23 protein-coding genes are annotated in these 21577 nt (G+C 67.9%); 13 read left to right on the top strand and 10 right to left on the bottom strand.

Annotated features, from left to right (window positions below):
• Nucleotides 1–8 precede the first annotated feature (8 nt).
• The 5 genes from ACYQ1Z_RS06990 to ACYQ1Z_RS06970 all read right to left on the bottom strand — a co-directional run bounded on the left by ACYQ1Z_RS06990 (nt 9) and on the right by ACYQ1Z_RS06970 (nt 3088).
• Nucleotides 9–248 carry a heavy-metal-associated domain-containing protein gene (locus ACYQ1Z_RS06990; RefSeq protein WP_459791767.1) on the bottom strand — a complete coding sequence of 80 codons (240 nt, stop codon included), beginning with the start codon at nt 246–248 and terminating at the stop codon, nt 9–11.
• A 55-nt stretch (nt 249–303) separates the two neighbouring features.
• Nucleotides 304–660, bottom strand: a complete 357-nt coding sequence (locus ACYQ1Z_RS06985) for a metal-sensitive transcriptional regulator (protein ID WP_459791766.1) — start codon at nt 658–660, stop codon at nt 304–306.
• A 275-nt stretch (nt 661–935) separates the two neighbouring features.
• Nucleotides 936–1454, bottom strand: a complete 519-nt coding sequence (locus ACYQ1Z_RS06980) for a universal stress protein (protein ID WP_459791765.1) — start codon at nt 1452–1454, stop codon at nt 936–938.
• A gap of 53 nt (nt 1455–1507) precedes the next feature.
• On the bottom strand, nt 1508–2263 hold the full coding sequence (locus ACYQ1Z_RS06975; protein WP_459791764.1) for a class F sortase: 756 nt from the start codon (nt 2261–2263) through the stop codon (nt 1508–1510).
• A 111-nt stretch (nt 2264–2374) separates the two neighbouring features.
• Nucleotides 2375–3088, bottom strand: coding sequence for a hypothetical protein (locus ACYQ1Z_RS06970; protein ID WP_459791763.1), 714 nt, complete (start codon nt 3086–3088; stop codon nt 2375–2377).
• Between the two features lie 302 nt (nt 3089–3390).
• Here ACYQ1Z_RS06970 and ACYQ1Z_RS06965 point away from each other — a divergent pair, with 302 nt between their 5' ends.
• From ACYQ1Z_RS06965 to ACYQ1Z_RS06955, 3 genes are all read left to right on the top strand, one after another.
• Entirely contained in the window at nt 3391–3591 is a 201-nt protein-coding gene (locus ACYQ1Z_RS06965) for a hypothetical protein (RefSeq protein ID WP_459791762.1), read from the top strand.
• Nucleotides 3592–3663: 72 nt separating this feature from the next.
• On the top strand, nt 3664–4770 hold the full coding sequence (locus ACYQ1Z_RS06960; protein WP_459791761.1) for a WD40/YVTN/BNR-like repeat-containing protein: 1107 nt from the start codon (nt 3664–3666) through the stop codon (nt 4768–4770).
• Complete coding sequence (locus ACYQ1Z_RS06955; protein WP_459791760.1) at nt 4763–5050, top strand: MoaD/ThiS family protein; 288 nt, start codon at nt 4763–4765, stop codon at nt 5048–5050. The genes ACYQ1Z_RS06960 and ACYQ1Z_RS06955 overlap by 8 nt, the downstream gene beginning before the upstream one ends.
• An 88-nt stretch (nt 5051–5138) precedes the next feature.
• Here ACYQ1Z_RS06955 and ACYQ1Z_RS06950 read toward each other — a convergent pair whose 3' ends face one another.
• The 4 genes from ACYQ1Z_RS06950 to ACYQ1Z_RS06935 form a co-directional block, all read right to left on the bottom strand.
• Nucleotides 5139–5375, bottom strand: a complete 237-nt coding sequence (locus ACYQ1Z_RS06950) for a hypothetical protein (protein ID WP_459791759.1) — start codon at nt 5373–5375, stop codon at nt 5139–5141.
• A gap of 170 nt (nt 5376–5545) precedes the next feature.
• A complete protein-coding gene (locus ACYQ1Z_RS06945; protein ID WP_459791758.1) occupies nt 5546–6772 on the bottom strand; it encodes a pyridoxal phosphate-dependent aminotransferase in 1227 nt (408 codons plus the stop codon).
• Between the two features lie 83 nt (nt 6773–6855).
• A complete protein-coding gene (locus ACYQ1Z_RS06940; protein ID WP_459791757.1) occupies nt 6856–8550 on the bottom strand; it encodes an alpha-amylase family protein in 1695 nt (564 codons plus the stop codon).
• A complete protein-coding gene (locus ACYQ1Z_RS06935; protein WP_459791756.1) occupies nt 8547–9587 on the bottom strand; it encodes a TIGR03885 family FMN-dependent LLM class oxidoreductase in 1041 nt (346 codons plus the stop codon). Before ACYQ1Z_RS06935 ends, ACYQ1Z_RS06940 begins: the two co-directional genes overlap by 4 nt.
• 148 nt (nt 9588–9735) lie before the next feature.
• Here ACYQ1Z_RS06935 and ACYQ1Z_RS06930 point away from each other — a divergent pair, with 148 nt between their 5' ends.
• Both ACYQ1Z_RS06930 and ACYQ1Z_RS06925 read left to right on the top strand, forming a co-directional pair.
• The gene (locus ACYQ1Z_RS06930; protein WP_459791755.1) at nt 9736–10659 is read left to right on the top strand and encodes an AEC family transporter; all 924 of its coding nucleotides are present in this window, start codon (nt 9736–9738) and stop codon (nt 10657–10659) included.
• Nucleotides 10660–10732: 73 nt separating this feature from the next.
• The gene (locus tag ACYQ1Z_RS06925; protein ID WP_459791754.1) at nt 10733–11821 is read left to right on the top strand and encodes an ATP-dependent DNA ligase; all 1089 of its coding nucleotides are present in this window, start codon (nt 10733–10735) and stop codon (nt 11819–11821) included.
• A gap of 179 nt (nt 11822–12000) precedes the next feature.
• On the opposite strand, the gene ACYQ1Z_RS06920 is transcribed toward ACYQ1Z_RS06925, so the two are convergent.
• Nucleotides 12001–13320, bottom strand: coding sequence for an MFS transporter (locus ACYQ1Z_RS06920; protein WP_459791753.1), 1320 nt, complete (start codon nt 13318–13320; stop codon nt 12001–12003).
• Between the two features lie 227 nt (nt 13321–13547).
• Here ACYQ1Z_RS06920 and ACYQ1Z_RS06915 point away from each other — a divergent pair, with 227 nt between their 5' ends.
• From ACYQ1Z_RS06915 to pcaC, 8 genes are all read left to right on the top strand, one after another.
• A complete protein-coding gene (locus ACYQ1Z_RS06915; RefSeq protein ID WP_459791752.1) occupies nt 13548–14384 on the top strand; it encodes an IclR family transcriptional regulator in 837 nt (278 codons plus the stop codon).
• A 122-nt stretch (nt 14385–14506) separates the two neighbouring features.
• Entirely contained in the window at nt 14507–15388 is an 882-nt protein-coding gene (locus tag ACYQ1Z_RS06910) for a shikimate dehydrogenase (protein WP_459791751.1), read from the top strand.
• Nucleotides 15388–17319 (top strand): bifunctional sugar phosphate isomerase/epimerase/4-hydroxyphenylpyruvate dioxygenase family protein, encoded by a 1932-nt coding sequence (locus tag ACYQ1Z_RS06905; protein WP_459791750.1) that lies wholly within the window; start codon nt 15388–15390, stop codon nt 17317–17319. The genes ACYQ1Z_RS06910 and ACYQ1Z_RS06905 overlap by 1 nt, the downstream gene beginning before the upstream one ends.
• Before the next feature lie 44 nt (nt 17320–17363).
• Entirely contained in the window at nt 17364–18233 is an 870-nt protein-coding gene (gene pcaH / locus ACYQ1Z_RS06900) for a protocatechuate 3,4-dioxygenase subunit beta (RefSeq protein WP_459791749.1), read from the top strand.
• A 5-nt stretch (nt 18234–18238) separates the two neighbouring features.
• Complete coding sequence (gene pcaG / locus ACYQ1Z_RS06895; RefSeq protein WP_459791748.1) at nt 18239–18811, top strand: protocatechuate 3,4-dioxygenase subunit alpha; 573 nt, start codon at nt 18239–18241, stop codon at nt 18809–18811.
• A complete protein-coding gene (locus ACYQ1Z_RS06890; protein WP_459791747.1) occupies nt 18808–20268 on the top strand; it encodes a lyase family protein in 1461 nt (486 codons plus the stop codon). The genes pcaG and ACYQ1Z_RS06890 overlap by 4 nt, the downstream gene beginning before the upstream one ends.
• Nucleotides 20261–21079, top strand: coding sequence for an alpha/beta fold hydrolase (locus ACYQ1Z_RS06885; RefSeq protein WP_459791746.1), 819 nt, complete (start codon nt 20261–20263; stop codon nt 21077–21079). The genes ACYQ1Z_RS06890 and ACYQ1Z_RS06885 overlap by 8 nt, the downstream gene beginning before the upstream one ends.
• A complete protein-coding gene (gene pcaC / locus ACYQ1Z_RS06880) occupies nt 21076–21534 on the top strand; it encodes a 4-carboxymuconolactone decarboxylase (RefSeq protein WP_459791745.1) in 459 nt (152 codons plus the stop codon). Before ACYQ1Z_RS06885 ends, pcaC begins: the two co-directional genes overlap by 4 nt.
• The last annotated feature ends 43 nt before the right edge of the window (nt 21535–21577 follow it).

The raw sequence follows: 21577 nt of genomic DNA, 5'->3' as shown, positions 1-21577 counted from the left end.
CGGCGGTCTTACGCTTCGTTGGCGACGACCAGGTACCCGGCTTCGGCCACGGCCTCGCCGATTTCCGCCGGCGACAGCTTCCCGGCGGAGGTGATGGTGACGGTGGAAACACCTCCGGCGTTCAGGTCAACGTCCACGGTTTCCACGCCCGCGAGGGCTTCAAGTTCTTCGGTGACTGCCGAGATGCAGTGGCCGCAGGTCATCCCCGAGACGTTGACGGTGGTGACGGTGGGGGAGGTGGTGCTCATGGCTTGCTCCTTTGCTTGGGCCGGCGGTGGCCGGCGGTCATGTTCTGGTCGGGTGTCAGCGCAGCAGGCGGCCGATGGCGTCGGCCGCCTCCTTGACCTTGGCGTCGATTGCCTCGGCGCGCGCTTCGGGGTCGGGTTCGGCGGCGGCACCCACCACGCAGTGGCCGATGTGTTCCTCCACCAGGCCAAGGCTGACGGCGTGCAGGGCTTTGGTGACGGCGGAGACCTGGGTGAGGATGTCGATGCAGTACTTGTCCTCATCCACCATCCGTGCGATGCCGCGCACCTGTCCTTCGATCCGCTTGAGCCTTCGCAGGTACGCGTCCTTGTTGCCGGTGTACCCATGCTGGACCGCGGCGGCGGATGCTTCTTCCGCTGCGGCCACTGCGACTGCTTCTTCCGTAGGGTTCATGACTCCACGGTATACCCTGGAGGGGTATGCCAACAAGTACCCCCTAGGGGTATCAGTGATGACAAAAAGGGCAGAAAAAAGCTCCGGAGTGCGTTATTGGGGGATACGCACTCCGGAGCAGCTCTTGGGCAAGTCCTTGTTTCCGCATCGGCCGGACCGGGCTTGCTAGATCAGCTTACGGGCAGGCAGGTCGCTCCGCCAGCATCAGGAATAACTACTTTCACTTTATTTTCCGCACCCTGGTGAGCGGCGCTGAGGAGCCGAAAGACGGTGGTTCAAGGCCTGTCCTCGTGGGCCGGCATGCGGTAGGGCACCACCAGCACGGGCCGGCTTTGGTGGTGGGTGAGCCAGGCGCCGACTGAACCGTTCAGGGCCTCGGACAGCCGGTGGGAGAAGCCCCGCTCCGAGGTGCCCACAACGATCATCGGGGCTCCGGTTTCTGCTGCGAGACGTCCCAGGGCCCGGGCGGGATCGCCGGCAAGGGTGCGCAGCGTCCACTCCACCTTTCCCGTGCCGGCGGGCACCTCATCCACCGCTGCCTGAATACCTGCCTTCAGTTCCAGGGTCAGGCTGCGGATGTCCTCATCATCAGCGTCCGGATGGAGTGAAAGGCGGTGCGCCGAGCGTGCCGGGTCCCACTCCACCAGGTAGCTCGCCTCGTCAACGTAGGCACACAGCAGGGGCACGCCGAGCCGGGCGGCCAGGGTGGTCGCGGTCTGCAGGACTTCCGGATGCTGCTTGGGCATGATCCCCACCAGCAGGGGTGCGGTGCCGCTGAATCGTTCCGAGGTCATGGCTCATTGTGCCCCTGCTTGCGCGTTGTGAACAGGTCCGCGGCGGAACATGGTCAGGGTACTGCGGGTGAAGCGGTGACCACCACGTTCTTTCCCCAGGGGTCCTCGGTGTAGCAGCTGATGAGGACCAGGCGGTTGGGCACGATGTCCCAGATGGGGCTGTCCTTCAGGCTGGACTTCAGGTAGGTGGTAACGCTCTCCACCTGGTAGGCAATGGTGCCGGAGGCGGTGACCACCTCGAACCGGTCACCCACCTGCGCGGCCGAGCTCAGGTGGTTGAACGGTGCCTCGGCGCCGTCCCAGCTGTGGCCGATCACGTACGTCGTATTGGCCGACCCGTCCCCGGGCGTGCCGAACGGCGTGAGCCAATACCCGTCTTTCGTTTCCGGAGGCACGATGGTCTGGCTGGCCTGGGCATCTCCGTCCAGGTCGAGTGGGTGGACAACCACGTCGAAGCCGGCCGACGGGTAGCGGATCTGCTGCGGCGCCGCGGCTGCCGGAAGCACAACGGCAGGTACCGCCGGGGCAGGGGCGGGGGGCGGCGTCGTCGTTCCTGCCTCCGGCGTCCCTGTCACTGCCATGGGCGCAGGCTCGGCGGGTGTGGCCGCGACGGACGCGGGGGCTGCCGCTGCACCGGGTCCGACGGCGGCCCGCTGGGCCTGCTGGAGCACCGGCCCGCCGAAGGTGATGGCCAGGAAAGCGAGGACGCCGCAGAGGAGGATGGCCAGGTCGCCGCGGTTCCAGCGCCGCCACCGGCGCCCGGGCCGTTCCGCGTGCCGGCTGCGTTCCTTGGTTCCCTCCCGGGACATGTGTCCTCCTCGGCGCCCGCAGATGGATGGTAGGAAGGAAGGCGCCCTGCCGGGCACTGGCAGGACGCCTTCCTTGTCTGGTAGCCGCGTGGTGCGGCCTGGGCCGTGGTGTCAGCCGGCCGTGGCTGCGGCGCCGGACCTGCGGCGTACCGCTACGGCAGCTCCCGCTGCAACGAGGGCACCCACGCCGCCGAGCCAGGCCGGTGAACTCCCCGCGCCGCCCACCGCGGTCTGCGCGTTGTAGCCCTGGTTGGTGCCCAGGCTCGTGGTGGCGGCCGGGGCGCCGGTGCGTGCCGCCTGCTGTGCAGCAGCGGCAGGCTGCGGTGCCGCCACGGCCCCGGTCACGGGTGCCACGGTTGCCGGCTGCTCCACCACAGGCGCCGCGGGCGGATCGACGACGGCGGCGGGCACCTCGCTGACCGGGTCCGGCGTCACAGCGGGCGGGTCAACCACCGGTGTGACAACCGGCGGCTGCTCGGCGGGTGGATTCTCGGCCGGTGGATTCTCGACCGGCGGGACCACCACGACGGGCGGCTGCTCCACGACAGGCAGCGTCTCCCCTGGCGGCAACGGAGCGCACTGTTCGACATAAAGGAGCTTCCCGGCGTCGGTCCAGTTCTTTCCGGCCGATTTGGACGTCGGCGGAATGATGTCCAGCGGGTGCTGTTCGTGGCCGTCCAGGCCGTTGATGTTGAATTCCAGCGGCGCCCAGCCGCTTCCATCGTTGTGGCAGACGGTGACTCTTTCGGGCGCTGCCAGGGCAGGTGCCGTGAGGCCGATGAATCCAAGCCCCACCACCCCCAGTGTGGCTAAGGTACGTTTCATTGTTTTCTCCCCAGTGTTTTGAAACGGACCATGCGCAGGGAGGGCCAGCGTTGATGCCGTATGCCCCAGCAGCACGGTCAGCTTGCTTGAGGTTTCAGGCTAGGAGTTGGGGCGCAGGCCAGTCGCGAGTAGAAAGTACTCGTCTTTGTACGCGCCTGACGTGCGGCGATACCTGTTCCTACGCGGAAATGGGGGACGACTACTTGTTCTCCCAAGGAGGCATCCTGCCTGCGGGAGAACCCTTGAAGGTCGCCCTGCCCCGAGCCTAACGTTGAAGCAAAAAGGGGAAGGGCGGAACTGTCATGGAAATCTACATGTGGTGGCTGGACCTGGATCTGGAAACCAAGGAATGGCTGCGGGAGAACCTCCGGGCCGAGGAGCTGCCGCTGGCGGTGGTCCAGGGCATCGCCGAGGCGGGCGGGCCTCACCCGGACAATCCCGGCGCCGTCCTCACGGAGGCCGACTGGGACTTCATCGAAACCCAGTCCGAGTTCGTGGACTAGGTTGCCCAAACCGGGTCCCCGGAGCCGGCAGGGGCTCTAAAACCGTTGCGGGCTTCCCGCGGCGGTGGTTGCATGGTGGGCATGGCATCCGCGGAGAGTTTTGTCCTGGCGATTGGTACGAAAAAAGGCCTGTGGCTGGCCACCAGCCCCGACAGGCGTGAATGGTCCTTCACGGGTCCGCACTTCCTGATGAGCGAGATCCCCAGCATCGGCATCGACACCCGGGACGGGCGCACGCGCATCATGGTGGGTGTCCGCAGCGAGCACTGGGGACCCACCGTTGCCCACTCCGATGACCTTGGTGCCACCTGGTCCGAGCCGGAGCAGGGTGCCATCAAGTTCCCGGAGGACACCGGCGCTGCGGTGGAACGGGTCTGGCAGATTTATCCCGACGCCGACTCCCGGCCCGGCGTCGTCTGGGCGGGAGCGGAGCCAATCTCCGTGTGGAAATCCACCGACGGCGGCGAACACTTCGAACTGAACCGCGGCCTCTGGGACCACCCGCACCGCAGCGAGTGGGGTGCCGGGTATGGCGGCGCCGCGGCACACTCCATCGTGGTCCATCCGGCCGGGGAGACGGTGCACGTCGCCATGAGTACGGGCGGGGTGTACCGCTCGCTCGACGGCGGCACGTCCTGGGAGCCGCGCAACAAGGGGATCTCCGCGTACTTCATGCCTGATCCCAACCCTGAATTCGGGCAGTGCGTGCACAAGATCGCCGCGGATGCCGCCGTCGACGGCCGTTTGTACGCGCAGAACCACCACGGCGTGTACCGGACGGACGACAACGCCGATAGCTGGAACTCCATCGCGGACGGCCTGCCCGCCGACTTCGGTTTTGTGATGCTCACCCACCCACGGCGCGGGGGGACCGCCTGGGTGGTGCCGCTGAAGGCGGACGGTGAACGGATCCCGCCGGACGGCGAGCTGGCGGTCCACCGGACGGACGACGCCGGTTCCACCTGGAAGCGGCTGGCATCCGGCCTGCCAACCGGCGAGTACAACAGCGTGCTGCGTGACGCGGCGTCCGTGGACACCGCGGAGCCGGCAGGGGTCTATTTCGGCACCCGTGGCGGGGCCGTGTACGCGAGTGCGGACGAGGGTGAAACGTTCACGGAGGTGGCTTCCCACCTGCCGGACGTGCTCTGTGTCAGGGCGGCAGTGGTGGCCGGTGCCTGAGATCACCGTTGTGCTGCCGGGGGTGCTGCAGCCCCTGGCCGGCGGGCAGTCCGTACTGACTGCGCCCGCCGACGGGCCAGTGACCGTGGGAGAGCTGCTGGATGCGGTGACGTCCGGCTACGCGGTGCTCGGCCGGCGGCTCCGTGACGAGACGGGTGCGCTGCGCCGCTTCGTGAATATCTACGTGGACGGCGACGAGGTGCGGCGGCTGCAGGGGCTGGACACCGAGGTGGCGCCGGGCCAGGAGGTGCTGGTGATCCAGTCGGTGGCCGGCGGGTGAAGCCCGGACCTGCGTCCGCGGGCAGTCCTTACTGACTACACCCGCCGCCGCGGTCTGTTGTGCCGCCGTCGTGCTTTGAATGCTTTGGTCAGGCGATCCGCCACACGCTGCATTCGTCCGTATTGATTGCCTTGCGCAGGCCCGTGATCCGGTCCAAAATCCAGACGACGCCGATGCCCGGCGCTGTTTCCTGGACGCTGCCGCGGCGGATCACCACGTCGTCGTAGGAGGGGCCGACGGAGAGCCGGGCTTCAATTTCGTCACCGCGGTGGAGCTGGTCCAGGGCGCGGACTCTGGTTACATGCGTGGTCGCTTTCTTCAACATGGCGGGGCCTCCTGGCTGGAGCTGGTGCCGGCTCTTGCCTGCACTACCAAGTGTGGAGCGGCAATGTTGCGCGCCCGTTTCCCGGCCGTTAGCTGCCCGTAAGTTCTTCGAGCCGCTGTTGTTTCCCCGGGCGCCCCTCGTTGCCGCCCGCCCGTGGTTGCCGCCCGCGGTCAGGCTCCGCCGCGGCTGCGGTAGCCGGCCAGGAACGTTGCGATCCGCTCCACGGCTTCCTCGATGTCCAGGACGGACGGGAGGATCACGAAGCGGAAGTGGTCCGGCGTGGGCCAGTTGAAGGCCGTGCCGTGGGAAACCAGGATCTTCTGTTCCTGCAGGAGGTCAAGGACAAACTTTTCGTCGCTGGCGATCGGGTACAGTTCCGGGTCCAGGCGCGGGAACAGGTACATGGCGCCCGACGCCGGCACGCAGGTCACGCCGGGAATGGCGGTGAGGAGCTTGTGGGCGAGGTCGCGCTGCTCGCGGAGCCGGCCGCCCGGCTTCACCAAGGCCTCGATGCTTTGGTAGCCGCCCAGGCAGGTCTGGATGGCGTGCTGGGCGGGGACGTTGGCGCAGAGCCGCAGCGAGGCGAGCAGTTCCAGGGCTTCCCTGTAGCCGGCGGTGGCGGCGAGCGGTCCGGTGATGGCCACCCAACCCGCACGGTAGCCGGGCATCCGGTAGGCCTTGGACAGGCCGCTGAAGGTCAGGCAGCAGACGTCTTCGGCCACGGCGGCGGTGTGGATGTGCTTGGCGTCCTCGTAGAGGACTTTTTCATAGATCTCGTCGGAGAAGAGGACCAGGTTGTGCTTCCGGGCGAGGGCGGCGAACTGTTCCAGGATGTGCCGTGGGTAGACGGCGCCGGTGGGGTTGTTCGGGTTGATGATCACGATGCCCCTGGTGCGGCTGGTGATCTTCGCCTCGACGTCGGCCATGTCCGGCCACCAGTTCTCGGCCTCGTCGCAGAGGTAGTGGATCGGGCTGCCGCCGGTAAGGGTGACGGCGGCGGTCCAGAGCGGATAGTCGGGCGCGGGGACCAGGATTTCGTCGCCGTTTTCCATGAACGCCTGGAGGCACATGGAGATCAGTTCGCTGACGCCGTTGCCGATCACGATGTCTTCGACGCCGATGTTCATCAGGCCGCGGGTCTGGTAGTACTGCGAGATGGCCGTCCGGGCGGTGAAGATTCCCTTGGAGTCGCTGTAGCCCTGCGCGCCGCGGAGGTGGTGGATCATGTCCACCACCACGGACTCCGGCGCTTCCAGCCCGAATGGCGCCGTGTCCCCGAGGTTCATCTTCAGGATCCGGTGCCCCTCGGCCTCCATGTTCTTGGCGGCCTGCAGGATGGGCCCGCGGAGTTCGTACCGGACGTTCTGGAGTTTGCTGGAGTGTTGCATGGCGCGCATGGTTGATCTTTTCACAAAGCACGACGGCGGGCGGCCGGGTTACGCCGCCCGCCTCTCTTGGATGCCGCAGGAGCAACGCACACTCACGGCGCCAGCCGGTCGCCCTTGCGGTGCACCCGGAACCAGCGGTAGCCGTACCGGCCCAGCTCAACCTGGAAACCGCCGTCGGGGTCCAGGGCGGCGTTGTCGCCGTCAAACAGGTCCAGCAGCATGGCCCCGCGGAACGCCTGCGCCGGGCCGTCTTCCGGCCCCACCTTCCCGCTGACCTTCACCGTGTCCTCGCCGAAGTTGTGCAGCAGAACAAGCGTCCCGCCGTCGGAGCTGCACGTGTGGGCGAGCACCGCAGGCTCGGGCTGGTCGATCACCTCGAACCGGCCCCAGCCCAGCTCGGGCGCCTCGCGGTACCGTGCGATCAGCGTGGCCATGAAGGTGAACAGCGATTCGGGGTCCCGTTTGCCGGCGGCCGCGTTGACGTGCTCCGGCCCGTACTCGCCGCGCACCAGCGGGGCCACCAGGTCCGCGGCCCTGGCTGTGGAGAAGCCGCCGTTCTTTTCGTTGTTCCACTGCATGGGCGTGCGGACGGCGGCACGGCTCTTCTGCCGCAGGTCCTCGCCCATGCCGATTTCCTCGCCGTAGAACAGCACGGGCGTGCCGGGCAGCGAGAACATCAGGGAATACACCATGCGCAGCCGCTCAGGGTCCCCGCCCAGCATCGGCGGCAGCCGGCGGCGCAGCCCGCGGCCGTAGATCTGCATGCTCTTTTCCGGCCCGAACGCGGCGAACACCTCCTGCCGCTCGCCGTCGCTGAGCTTGTCCAGCGTGAGCTCATCGTGGTTCCGCACGAACATCGCCCACTGGTTGTCCGGGTGGATGGCCGGCCGGCTCTTCAGCGTCTCCGCCAGGGGCCGGGCGTCCTGCCGGGCCAGCGACAGGTAGATGTGCTGCATGGACATGAAATCGAACTGCATGTTCAGCTCGTTGCCCTCAGGCCCGCCGAAGTACTCCAACTGCTCCTTGTAGGGCAGGTTCACCTCGCCAAGCAGCACCGCGCTGCCGTTGCGGCGGCTCACGAAACTGCGCAGCGCCGCCAGGTAGGCGTGCGGGTCAATGTTCGCCGCCTCGTCCTTCGGCTGCCCGCGCGTCTCCAGGAAGAACGGCACGGCATCCAGCCGGAAACCGTCCAGCCCCAGCTCCAGCCAAAGCCCCATCGCCTTCGCGATCTGGTCCCGGACCTTTGGGTTGGTGACATTCAGGTCCGGCTGGTGCTTGGCGAACATGTGCAGGTACCACTCGCCCGTCGCCTCGTCCTGGGTCCACAGCGAGTTCTCCTCACCAGGAAACACGACCTCCGAGGACGTGTCCGGGGGAGTGTCCTGCCGCCACACGTAGAAGTCCCGGAAGGGGTTGTCCTTCGACTTCCGTGCCTCCACGAACCAGGGGTGCTGTTCCGAGGTGTGGTTCACCACGAAGTCCGCAATCACCCGCATGCCCCGGTCACGCGCCGCGCGGATGAATTCGACCAGGTCCCCAAGCGTGCCCAGCCGTGAATCGACGCCGAAGAAGTCCGTGACGTCGTAGCCGTCATCCCGGTCCGGGGACGGGTAGAACGGCATCAGCCAGATGCAGGTCACCCCCAGCGCGGCGAGGTAGTCCACGCGCTGGGTGAGGCCGGCGAAGTCACCGGTGCCGTCGCCGTCGTCGTCAAAGAACGTCTCCACGTCCAGGCAGTAGATGACTGCGTTCTTCCACCACAGGTCGGAGGTCTCGGCGAGCCTCATGCGCGGGCGTCCGACGCCGGACTGGCGGCAGTGCGGACCAGCTGCGGTTCCGCGGGGGTTCCGGCAGCCGCGGTTTCCGGGGTCCGCAGTTGCGGCAGGACGTCCGCGGCGAACGCGTCGATGAAGGGAGCCTGCTCCTGCCCGACGAAGTGCAGGTACAGCTCGTCGAACCCCAGCTCCGCGTATCCGCCCAGCCAGTCCACGTGCCGGTCAAGGCTGGCGGAGACGTTGACCGAGCTGCGGACCTGCTCCTCGCGCACGTGCTCGCCGACGCCGTCGAAATGGCCCGCTGTGGGCAGGTCCCACGGGACGGGCGGTGCGAACGTGTTGGTCCGCCACTGGTCCAAAGCGATGGCCGCGGCCTCCTCCTCACTCCCGGCCCAGGACAGGTGCACCTGCAGGACGGCCTTCCCCTGGCCTCCGTTGTCCCGGTAAGCGGCGAGCATTTCCTGGAGTTTCGGCGCCGGCTGGTTGACGGTGACCAGGCCGTCCGCCCACGCGGCCGCCCGGCGGGCGGTGTCCACGCTGATGGCCGGTGCGATCAGTGGTGGCGGAGTTTCCGGGACGTCCCAGATCCGCGCCTGTTCCACGGTCACCAGCCCCCGGTGGGTGACTTCCCCGCCGCGGTGGAGGCGGCGGATCACGTCCACGCACTCTTCCAGCCGGCGCTGCCGGATGTCCTTGGGCGGCCAGGCGTCCCCGGTGACGTGCTCGTTCATGTTTTCGCCGCTGCCCGGGGCGAACCAGAACCTGCCCGGGAACATGGAGGCGAGGGTTGCGGAGGCGTGGGCGATGACGGCGGGGTGGTACCGCTGGCCGGGTGCTGTCACCACGCCGAACCGCAGGCCGGTGGTTGCCAGCGCCGCGCCGAGCCAGGACCAGGCAAAGCCGGAGTGCCCCTGCCGCTCGGACCACGGCTCGATGTGGTCCGAGCACATGGCCGCGTCAAAGCCCGCGCGTTCCGCGTGCTGGACGTCCTTGAGCAGCTGGCCGGGGCTGATCTGTTCATGCGATGCGTGAAAACCGACGGTAACCATCGTTAACCTCTATCGTCCTGCGCGGCGCGTGTCGAGGGCCAGCCGGAAACAGGTGCAGGCAAAGGCTACTTGTCGGATAAGTTGGAGGCTTGTAGTACTGCATTCGGGCCGGAGAAGCCCGAAGCGGGACGGGAAGGGACGGACCTCAATGGGCGGCGTGCTGGTCGGGCTTGCGGTGATCGGCGCCGTGATTGCTGTGGGGTACGTTGCCGCTCGCTGCGGGCTGGGCGGCGAGCCTACCGTGTCCGCGCTGACGAAAATCGCCTTCTTCATCACCAACCCGGTCCTGCTGTTCACTGTGGTCCTGGAGTCGGACATCTCAGCGGTCTTCTCCGCGTACGTTCCGCTGGCGCTTCTTACCGCGATTGTCACCGCCCTGCTGTATGTCGGGATCAGCCGCTTGTTCTTCCGCCGCCCGCTGGCTGAAACCGCCGTAGGGGCCATGGCCAGCTCCTACGTCAACGCCAATAACATTGGCATCCCCATCACCCTGTACGCACTGGGCGACGCGACCCCGGTGGCCCCCGTACTGCTGGTCCAGCTGCTCCTGCTGGCACCCCTGGTCCTCACCCTGCTGGACCTCTCCGCCGCCGGACGGTTCTCACCAAAGCTGCTGCTCACCCAGCCGTTCCGGAACCCGATGATCATTGCCACCCTCCTGGGCGCGGTGCTGGCGGCATTCCACGTCAGGTTGCCCGAGCCGGTCATGGCCCCGCTGACCCTGCTGGGCGGCGCGGCGGTGCCGGTGGTGCTGCTGGCCTTCGGGATGTCCCTGCGCGGCAGCCGGATGCTGGGCAGCGGCGGGCATCGGGCCGAGATCCTGACCGCAACGGCGCTCAAGTCGGCAGGGATGCCGCTGGTGGCATATCTTCTGGGACGGTACCTGTTCAACCTTGACCAGCACATGCTCCTGGGCGTGGTCCTGATGGCCGCCCTGCCGCCGGCCCAGAACGTGTTCCTGTTCGCCAGCAGGTACGGGCGCGGCCTGGCGGTGGCGCGGGAAACCATCCTTCTATCCACAGCTGCCGCGGCGCCCGCGCTGATCCTCGTGGTGTGGTTGCTGGCAGACTGACCAGCCAGGACTTCCGCCGGCCCTGCCGGGCCGGGGGTTCCGCCGCGGCCTCCCGCCGGGCAAGAATGGGCTCATGGAACTTCCCGTGATGCCGCCCGTGCCGCCCATGCTCGCCAAGTCAGTCAGCGGCATCGACGGCATCCCAAAGGGAGGAGAGCTCAGCTACGAACCCAAGTGGGACGGGTTCCGGTCCATCATCTTCAGGGACGGTGACGACCTGGAAATCGGCAGCCGCAACGAAAAGCCCATGACGCGCTACTTCCCGGAACTCGTCGCGGCCCTGAAGGAGAACCTCCCGCCCCGGTGCGTGGTGGACGGCGAAATTGTGCTGGTCGGCGCCTCCGGGGACCGGCTGGACTTCGACGCCCTCCAGCAGCGCATCCACCCCGCCGCCAGCCGCGTTAAGCTCCTGGCCCGGCAGACGCCGGCGTCGTTCGTCGCGTTCGACCTGCTGGCCCTCGGCGATGACGACTACACCGGCAGGCCCTTCGGGGAACGCCGGGCCGCGCTGGAAAAGGCGCTCGCCGCAGCCAAGGCCCCGGTCCACCTCACAGCGGCCACCACGGACAAGGACACTGCCGGGCAGTGGTTCAACCAGTTCGAAGGCGCCGGGCTGGGCGGCATCGTGGCCAAACGCCTCGACGGCCGGTATGAGCCGGACAAGCGGGTGATGTTCAAGGTCAAGCACGAGCGCACGGCGGACTGCGTGGTGGCCGGCTACCGGCTGCACAAGAGCGGGCCGGACGCCATCGGTTCGCTGCTGCTCGGCCTCTACAAGGACGACGGCGGCCTGGCCAGCGTGGGCGTGATCGGCGCCTTCCCGATGAAGAAGCGCCAGGAGCTGTACGAACAGCTGCAGCCGCTGGTCACCGACTTCGACAACCACCCGTGGGCGTGGGCCAAGCAGGAGGAGGGCGAACGGACGCCGCGGAACGCCGAAGGCAGCCGCTGGAGCGCCGGCAAGGACCTGTCCTTCGTGCCGCTCCGGCCGGAGCTGGTAGTAGAGGTCCGGTACGACCACATGGAAGGCGACAGGTTCCGGCACACGGCCCAGTTCAACCGGTGGCGGCCGGACCGTGACCCGGAATCCTGCACCTACGCGCAGCTGGAGGAGCCGGTCAACTTCGACCTCACCGCCGTGCTCGAAACCGGCCGGCCCTAGGTTAGGCCCGAGCCCGCCTGCCCTGGCGGACCCGCCCGGCGGCCGCCCGTCGTCGTGCGGTCCTGCCCACTTACCGCGGCCAGGACCATGGGCCGAACATGGAAAGCCCGCCATTCCGGGGAAGAATGGCGGGCTTTCGTGGAGTAACCGGGCAGGAGCGCACGGCTCCCCGGCGGAAACTACTTCAGGCCGAGCTGCTTGGTGGGGACCTGGAAGGATTCCTTGGCGGTCAGCGCGGAGATCGCTGCAATCGTGGAGATGACCGCGGTGAAGATGCTGATCTGCACCCAGCCGCCCGGCTTGATGCCGCCCATGGCCGCGACAATCGCCGGGGCGAAGCCTGCCATCAGGAAGCCGAGCTGGGTGCCGATGGCGAGGCCGGAGAAGCGGACCTTGGTGCTGAACATCTCGGCGTAGAAGGAGGGCCAGACGGCGTTGGCGGCTGCATAGCCGCAGGAGAACATGCCGATTGCGGCCAGGAACATCAGCGGAACGCTGCCGGATTCCAGGCTGAGCAGGAACAGGGGCGTCAGTGCGGCGCTGGAGAGGGCGCCGTAGATGAAGACGGGCTTGCGGCCGATCCTGTCGGCCAGCATGCCGAACAGCGGCTGGGTGCCCAGGGCCACCAGGTTGGCGCCGACCACGAGCCACAGGGTGATGGTGCCGTCCACGCCGGCGACGGTCTTTGCGTAGCTGATGGCGAGGGTCCCGAAGACGGTGGAGACTGCGGCGATGAAGGCGCAGCAGATGACGCGGAGCACATCGCGCCAGTGGCCCTTGAGCAGGTCGGCGACGGGGAGCTTGGAGATCTGGGCGGACTTCTGGGCTTCCTCGAAGGCCGGCGGTTCGTGCAGTGTGCGTCGGATGAAGAATGCCACAACCACCACCACGGCGCTGAGCCAGAACGGGATGCGCCAGCCGATGCCGAACTTGATGTCGTCCGGCAGTGCGAGGACGGGGATGAACACCAGGGCGGCGAGGATCTGGCCGCCCTGCGTGCCGGTGAGGGTCCAGGAGGTGAAGAAGGAACGGCGGTTGTCCGGAGCGTGTTCCAGGGTCATCGATGATGCACCTGCCTGCTCACCGGCGGCGGAGAGCCCCTGGCAGAGCCGGGCGAGCACCAGCAGCGCCGGCGCCCACCAGCCCACGGTGTTGAAGTCGGGCAGGCAGCCGATGAGGAAGGTGGAGGCACCCATCAGGATCAGGGTGAACATCAGGACCTTCCGGCGGCCGATCCTGTCGCCGAAGTGGCCGAGGATCACGGCTCCCACGGGACGTGCCACGTAGGCGAAGCCGAAGGTGGCGAAGGACATGATGGCGGCGTTGGCGTCGGCGTCGGGGAAGAAGACCGTGGGGAAGATCAGCGCCGCTGCGGACCCGAAGATGAAGAAGTCGTAGTACTCGACGGCGCTGCCCAGGAAGCTGGCGAGGGCAGCCTTTTTGGGCGTCCCGGCATGGGTGGCGGTACCCGCTCCGGCGGACGGAAGTGTCTGGCTCATGGGGGAGTTCCTTTGTGTGACGACATTGTCGCGGATGAATCTGGGTCGCAGCCGCCGCGGCCTTGGTGCGGGCGGGGCGCGTTGCGGCTGGAGTCGAAGGACCCGACAAGTAGCCACATGGTGAGAGCTACTTTTGCAATACAGCAATGATGGCTGTGGCGCCTGTCACCTGTCAAGAAAATAATCACCATCTAGAAATAGCTCTCACATTGTGGCAACATCGGGTTATGGATGTGAAGCAAACCACAGTGGCCGATGACGTTCCCGCTGATGCGCCGGAGGCCAAGGGCTCCGGCGGGAAGGAGCGCGCCGCCGGCACCGACATGGTGGGCAAGGCCCTGGGCCTGCTGGTCCTGCTGGGGGATGAACCCCGCGGTGCCAGCGCTGCCGAAATCTCGCGCCGGGCAGAGCTGCCGTTCAGTACCACCTACCGCCTGCTCGGCTCCCTGGCCCGGGACGGATTCGTGGACTACGAGCCGGACGGCCGCCGCTACCACCTGGGCCTGCGCATCTTCCAGCTGGGCCAGCGCGTGTCGAATCACCACGGCTTCGCCGGCGCGGCCATGCCGGTCCTTCGCCGCGTCACGGAGCAGACCGGCGAGGCCACCATCCTCAGCGTCCGCGACGGCCACCACCACCTGACGGTGAACAAGGTGGACGGCCCGCAGATGTTCCGGGTGACCAGCGACCCCGGCCACCTGGGCTCCCTGTCCGCCACCGCCGTCGGCAAGGCCCTGGTGGCCTTCGCCGAGGATGCCGAGCGGGAAAAGCTCCTGGCCGAGCTGCCGCTGGAACAGCTCACGGAAAAGTCCATCACGGACCGGGATGCATTCCGCCGGGAGATCGACCAGGTCCGGCGCCAGGGCTACGCCGTGATGGATGAGGAAAACGAGATCGGCATGCGCGCCGTGGCCGTGCCCCTGCTAAACGGCCAAGGGCACGCGTTCGCATCCCTGGCAACCGCCGTGCCGGTTTTCCGGCTCAGCCTTGAAGAGCTCAAGGCTCACGTGCCACTGCTGCAGGACGCTGCTGCCGAGCTTGCCGCGCGCCTTCCGCAGCGCTGAGACCCTCGTCGTTCGTCATACGAACACTAGTGCGCTAAACGAACAATTGCTGTACGCTAATTTCCAACACCGGAAACTGCCGCTATGCCGGCCCCGGTGCCGTTACCAAAGGAGCTGCACGGATGAGTAATCGAACTGAGTCCTACCTGGTGGGACTGGTCGGCGACGGCGTAATGCCGTCACTCACCCCGCCCATGCACGAACGCGAAGGTGATGTGCAGGGCCTGCGCTACCTGTACCGGCCCATCGACCTTCTGGAACTGGGCCTGCCGGGCGAGTCCGTCGGCGAGATCCTGCACAGCGCCCGCACCCTGGGCTTCAACGGCCTGAACATCACCCATCCCTGCAAGCAGCTCGTCCTGCAGCACCTGGATGAGATCACCCCGGACGCCCGCCGGCTCGGCGCCGTCAACACCGTGGTGATCCGGGACGGCCGCTTCATCGGCCACAACACAGACTTCTCCGGTTTCGCCGCCGCCCTGGCCTCCGGCCTTCCCGGCGCACGGCTGGACCGGGTGGTCCAGCTTGGGGCGGGTGGCGCCGGGTCCGCCGTCGCTTACGCCCTGCTCACCGCCGGTGTCCGCGCCCTCGACCTCGTGGACATGGATGCCGACCGCGCCGCAGCCCGGGCCGCGGAACTGTCCGGCCTCTTCCCGGACGCCACCGTGACGGCACGGACGACGGCGGAATTGCCGCAGCTGATGCCGCTGGCCGACGGACTGGTCCACTGCACCCCGGTAGGCATGGCCGCCCACCCCGGGGTCCCCCTCGACCTGGACCTGCTGGAAGCACGCCACTGGGTGGCGGACATCGTCTACCGCCCCATCGACACCGAACTGGTCCGCGGTGCCCGCGCCAAGGGCTGCGAGGTACTGGACGGCGGCCGGATGGCCGTGGGCCAGGCCGCGGATGCCTTCCGGATCTTCACCGGCCTCGACGCCGACCCGGACCGGATGCGCTCCCACTTCCTGGAGCTCGTGGCCGCCGAGGAGGTGGCCGCCTGATGCGCACCGGAATCGCCACCGTCTGCCTCTCCGGCACCCTGAAGGAAAAGATGCAGGCCTGCGCCATCGCCGGGTTCGACGGCATCGAAATCTTCGAACAGGACCTGGTCACCTCGCCCCTCAGCCCGGAGCAGGTCCGCACGATGGCCGCCGACCTCGGGCTGGGCCTGGACCTCTATCAGCCGTTCCGGGATTTCGACGGCGTCACACCGGACCTGCTCAAGGGCAACCTCCGGCGCGCCGAGGCCAAGTTCAAGCTCATGTCCCGGCTGGGTATGGACACCATCCTGGTCTGCTCCAACGTTGCCACGGCCACCATTGACGATGACGCAGTGCGTGCCGAACAGCTCGCCCAGCTCGCGGAACTGGCCGGAGACCACGGGATCAAGGTCGCCTACGAGGCACTGGCCTGGGGCAAGTACGTCAATGACTACGAGCATGCCTACCGCCTCGTGGAGATGGTGGACCACCCCAACCTGGGCACGTGCCTGGACTCCTTCCACATCCTGTCCCGCGACTGGGACACCTCACACATTGAATCCTTCAATCCCGAGAAGATCTTCTTTGTCCAGGTGGCCGACGCCCCCAAGCTCAGCATGGACGTCCTGTCCTGGAGCCGCCACTACCGGGTGTTCCCGGGCGAGGGCCAGTTCGAGCTGGCCAAGTTCATGGGCCACGTGGTCCGCGCCGGGTACACCGGGCCGGTCTCGCTGGAGGTGTTCAACGACGTCTTCCGCCAGTCCGATGTCGAACGCACCGCGGTGGACGCCATGCGGTCACTGATCTGGCTTGAGGAACAGAGCGCCAAGTGGCTGGCCGGGAACGAACCCGTTGGTGCGGCGGGCAGCGGCGCCGGCCTCCGCCGTCGTTATCCCATGGAACTGGCCACCCTGCCCAAGGTGAACGAACCCGCGGGCTTTAACTTCGCCGAGGTCAAGGCGGACGACACCGCGCAGTTGGAGAAGCTGCTGGGTCAGCTGGGCTTCGTCTTCGAGGGCCGGCACCGCACCAAGGACGTCCAGCTGTGGACCATGGGCCAGGCCCGCGTGATCATCAACGAACAGGCGGCCTCGCACGCGGAACCGGCCATTGCCGCCCTGGGCTTCGACGTCGATTCCCCCGTGATTGCCTCGGCCCGCGCCCAGCAGCTCAAGGCGCCCGTGGTGGCCCGCAAAGTCCAGGCCGACGAAGAGGTCTTCCAGGGCATCTCCGCTCCGGACTCCACCGAGATCTTCCTCTGCCAGGGCAGCCCGGACGGCACCGCCGCGTGGACCGCGGAATTTGGGCAGGCCAGCGAATTCGGGGAGGGCCTGGAGCACCCCGGCGCCGGAACCAGCGCCGTGATCGACCACGTCAACCTCGCCCAGCCCTGGCAGCACTTCGACGAAGCTGTCCTCTTCTACACGAGCGCGCTGGCCCTCGAACCGCAGCCCTTCGCGGAAGTTCCCAGCCCCAGCGGCCTGGTGCGTTCGCAGGTCATGGAAACCACCGACGGCGCCGTGCGGCTCGTGCTGAACCTGGCACCCATACAACAGGCCCCTATACAACAGGCCCCCGGGCAGCAGGCTGCCGGGCACAAGACCTACCAGGAGCACGTTGCGTTCGCCGTGGATGACCTGGTGGCCACCGCCCGTTCGGCCCGGGACCGGGGCCTGGACTTCCTGCAGATCCCGGCGAACTACTACGAGGACCTTGACGCCCGGTTCGACCTCGAGCCCGGCTTCCTGGCCACCCTGAAGGAACTCAACCTCCTGTACGACCGCGACGCCGACGGCGAATTCCTGCACTTCTACACCGCCACCGTGGGCAGCGTGTTCTTCGAAATGGTGGAACGCCGCGGCAGGTACGACGGCTACGGTGCCCCCAACGCCCCCGTCCGGCACTCGGTCCAGTACGACCAGCGCCAATACGACTCACTGCACCGCCACTGACTTCACCCCTACCTACCTAACCAACCACCCGAAAGGAGCCAGCCGTGCCGCACGAAGCCAACGCCACCACGGACGAACTCGTCCCGGCTGCCGAGCCCAAGGCAGGACACGCGCCCCTGGACGCCGCCGCCGAAACGCAGGCCCAGCTCAGCGCAGAGATCAACAGCCTGGCCGACGCCTACGCCCGTGCACTGAAGGACGGCGCCCCGGCGGAAACCCAGCCCCGGCTGGACTACCCGCCGTACCGCAGCAGCATCCTGCGCCACCCCACCAAGAGCCTGCACCACACGGACCCGGAAACCATCGAGCTGTACTCGCCCGCGTTCGGCCACCAGGATGTCCATGCGCTGGAATCGGACCTGACCATCCAGCACAACGGCGAACCCCAGGGTGAACGGATCATCGTGGCCGGCAGGGTGCTGGATGGTGACGGCCGCCCCGTGGCCGGCCAGCTGGTGGAAATCTGGCAGGCCAACGCCTCCGGCCGGTACATCCACAAGCGGGACCAGCACCCGGCTCCCATCGACCCCAACTTCACGGGCATCGGCCGCTGCATCACCGGCCCCGACGGCTCCTACCGGTTCACCACCATCAAGCCCGGCGCGTACCCATGGAAGAACCACCTGAACGCCTGGCGGCCGGCGCACATCCACTTTTCGCTGTTCGGCTCCGAGTTCACCCAGCGCATCATCACCCAGATGTACTTCCCCGGTGACCAGCTGTTCCCGCTGGACCCGATCTACCAGACCATCGTGGACCAGGACGCCCGCGACCGGCTGGTGGCTACCTACGACCACAGCCTCACCGAGCCCGAATGGGCGCTCGGCTACAACTGGGACATCGTCCTGACCGGACCCAAGCGGACCTGGACGGAAAACGAAGCATACGGCGACGCCGGGGATGACGAGGAGTAGGAACAATGAGCACCAAGCTGGTACCCACCCCCGCCCAGACAGTAGGGCCCTTCTACGGCTACGCGCTGCCGTTCGAGAAGGACAATGAACTTTTGGCCCCCGGCTCGGCCGGGTCCATCCGGCTCCAAGGCACCGTCTACGACGGCGCCGGCCAGACGATCCCGGATGCGATCCTGGAAATCTGGCAGCCCGACGCCCACGGCAACATCGTCCAGCGCACCGGCTCCCTGGTCCGCGACGGCTACACCTTCACCGGCTGGGGCCGCAGCGCCGTTGGCAACTCCGGCGTCTATACCTTCACCACCGTCAACCCCGGTCCAACCAAGCCTGTACCCGGAAAAGCAGCGGCGGCGCCCTTTATTTCGGTCGCCATTTTCGCCCGCGGCCTCACCAACCGGCTGTTCACCCGCATCTACCTGCCGGAGGACACCGAGGCGCTGGCCAACGATCCCCTGCTGTCGTCCCTGGACCCGGAACGCCGCAAGACCCTGATCGCCCGGCGGGACCCCGACGGCGGCCTGACGTTCGACATCCGCCTTCAGGGTGAGGGCGAAACAGTCTTCCTGGACTTCCAGTGACGCACACCCCCGCCTTGGGAGAGGCCGGCCTGCTCAGCCCCGTCTCGGCGTCGCCATTGGTGGCGGCGCTGACGGGGGACGACGCCGTGCTCGCGGCCATCCTCGCCGTCGAGTCCGGCTGGGCCGCCGTGCTGGAAAAGGCGGGCCTGGCGCCTGCCGGTGCTGCCGCCGTCGTGGCTTCCGCCGCTCAGGCCGGCCGGTACAACGCCGCCGACATCGCCCGCCGCGCCCAGGGCGGCGGGAACCCGGTGATCCCGCTGCTGGCGGACCTCCGCAAGCAGGTGGCCGCGCTGGACACCGCCGGTATCGGCGCGGGAAAGGCCGTGCACACCTCGCTCACCAGCCAGGACGTCCTGGACACCGCGCTGATGCTGCTGGCCCGCAACACCGTCGAGGCCGTGCTCGCCGATATCAAAGGCACGACGGCGGCGCTCGCCGGCCTGGCCGTACAGCGTGCGGACACACTGTGCGTGGGCAGGAGCCTGACGCAGCATTCGCTGCCGTTCACCTTCGGGCTGCGGGCCGCTCAGTGGTTCCAGGGCCTGGCGGCCGCGGGACGGCAGCTGGAGCAGTTGGAGTTCCCGGTCCAGTACGGCGGAGCTGCCGGCACCCTGGCCGCCGGAACCGTGCTCACCGCGGACTCGCCGGCTACCCCCTTCGGCCTGGCCGACGCCCTGGCGTCCCAGCTGGGCCTCGCCCCGGCGCCCGCGCCGTGGCACACCAGCCGGCTGGCCATCACCTCGCTGGGGCACGCCCTGGCGGCGGTGCTGGATGCGTTCGGCAAAATCGCGGCCGATGTCCTGTTCCTCAGCCGGCCCGAGGTCGCTGAGCTGGCTGAACCGCGCGCTGCCGGCCGGGGCGTCTCCTCCGCCATGCCGCAGAAGCAGAACCCGGTGCTGTCGGTGCTGGTCCGCAGCGCGGCACTGCAGGCCCCGGGCCTGGCCGCCCAGCTGCACCTGGCCGCCGCCAATTTCAATGACGAACGCCCGGACGGCGCCTGGCACACCGAGTGGCCGGCCCTCCGCCAGCTCCTCGCCCTGGCGCTCGGCGCTGCCGGGCATGTCCGTGAGCTGGCCGAAGGGCTGCAGGTCTTCCCGGACGCGATGCGCCGGAACCTCGACCTGGCCGGACCGCTGCTGCTGGCTGAGGGTGTCAGCGCCGCCGTCGCGCCCCTGCTCCCGGAACTCGACGGCCGCACCGGAAAACAGCAGCTCCAGGACGTGGTGGACCAGACCCTCCAGGCCCACCCGTCCGAGCAGGCGGCCGCCTACTGGAAACTGCTGCGCCAGGCCGTCCCTGCCGGACTGGTCACCGACCTCCGGCTGGAGGAGCTCCTGGATCCGGCCAGCTACGTGGGCCAGGCCGCTGAAATCTCCCGCCGCATCCTTGGCGCCTACCCGGACTTCGCCGTCCACCCACCCGCAGACACCGACGCGAACGGAGCCAGCCGTGGCTAAACCCGTCCTGAAAGCCGCACTGCTTTCACCCCAGCGCCCCTTCGGCCAGCACCCCCTCCTGGTAGTGGGGTCCTCGCTGGGTACTTCCTCGATTCTTTGGAACCGCGCCGCGTCCCTCCTCGGAGAGGACTACGACGTCGTGGCCTGGGACTTGCCCGGCCACGGCGTCTCACCCGCGGCCACTGAAGCCTTCGATGTTGCCGCCCTGGCCGACGCCGTCGTGGACCTTATTGATTCGATCGCACCGGGTGAAAGCTTCCACTATGCCGGCGTTTCCCTGGGCGGTGCTGTAGGCCTCCAGCTGGGCATCAAGCACGGTGAACGGCTGAAGAGCCTGTCCGTGCAGAACAGCGGAGCCAAGATCGGCACCGCAGAGGCGTGGCTGGAACGTGCCGAAACGGTCCGCAGCCAGGGCACCCCGGTGATGATCCAGGGCTCCGCGCAGCGCTGGTTCGCGCCGGGCTACATGGACCGCGAACCCGAGTTCAGCAGCCGCCTGTTGCACTCGCTGCGCGACGCGGACCGGTTCAGCTATGCCTTCTGCTGCGAGGCGCTGGCCGGCTTCGACGTCCGGGCGGAACTCGGCAGCATCCGGGTTCCCACCCAGGTGGTCGCCGGGGCACTGGACGGCGTCGCACCGCCGTCGATGGCTGAAGAGGTGGCTGCGGGCATCACCGCCGGTGGCGGTACCGCCACGGCCGTGACGCTGGAGGGCGCGGCCCACCTGGCGCCCGCCGAGGCCCCGGCACACGTCGCCGAACTGATGGCCGGCCTGCTGGCGTGGGCCGAATCGAAGGGAGCAACAGCATGAGCACCCCAGCAAACCCGGAGCGCAACGGGGTGGTCCAGCCGGACGCCACCAGCCGCGAAATTTACGACGGCGGCATGGCCGTCCGCCGCGAGGTCCTTGGCGATGCGCACGTGGACCGGGCCAACGCCAACAAGGACGAGTTCACCGAGGACTTCCAGGACATGATCACGCGGATCGCGTGGGGCGGGATCTGGACCCGGCCGGGCCTGACCCGGCAGATGCGCTCTGCCGTCACGCTCACCGCGATGGTGGCCCACGGGCACTGGGAAGAGCTCGCCATGCACATCCGGGCAGCCCTCACCAACGGCCTGAGCAGGGACGAGATCAAGGAAATCCTGCTCCAGACCGCCATCTACTGCGGCGTCCCGTCGGCCAACACGGCCTTCAAGACCGCCCAGGAGGTTCTCCGCGAAGTGGACAACGCTGCCACTGACAGCACCCACCCGGACAACTGACCCCCACGCCACCCCAATCCCCACCCCATCCCCACCCAACTAG

Source organism: Arthrobacter sp. AD-310 (assembly GCF_054656615.1).
Note: the sequence above shows the minus strand (reverse complement) of the source record. Positions and strands in the feature narration are given on the sequence as shown.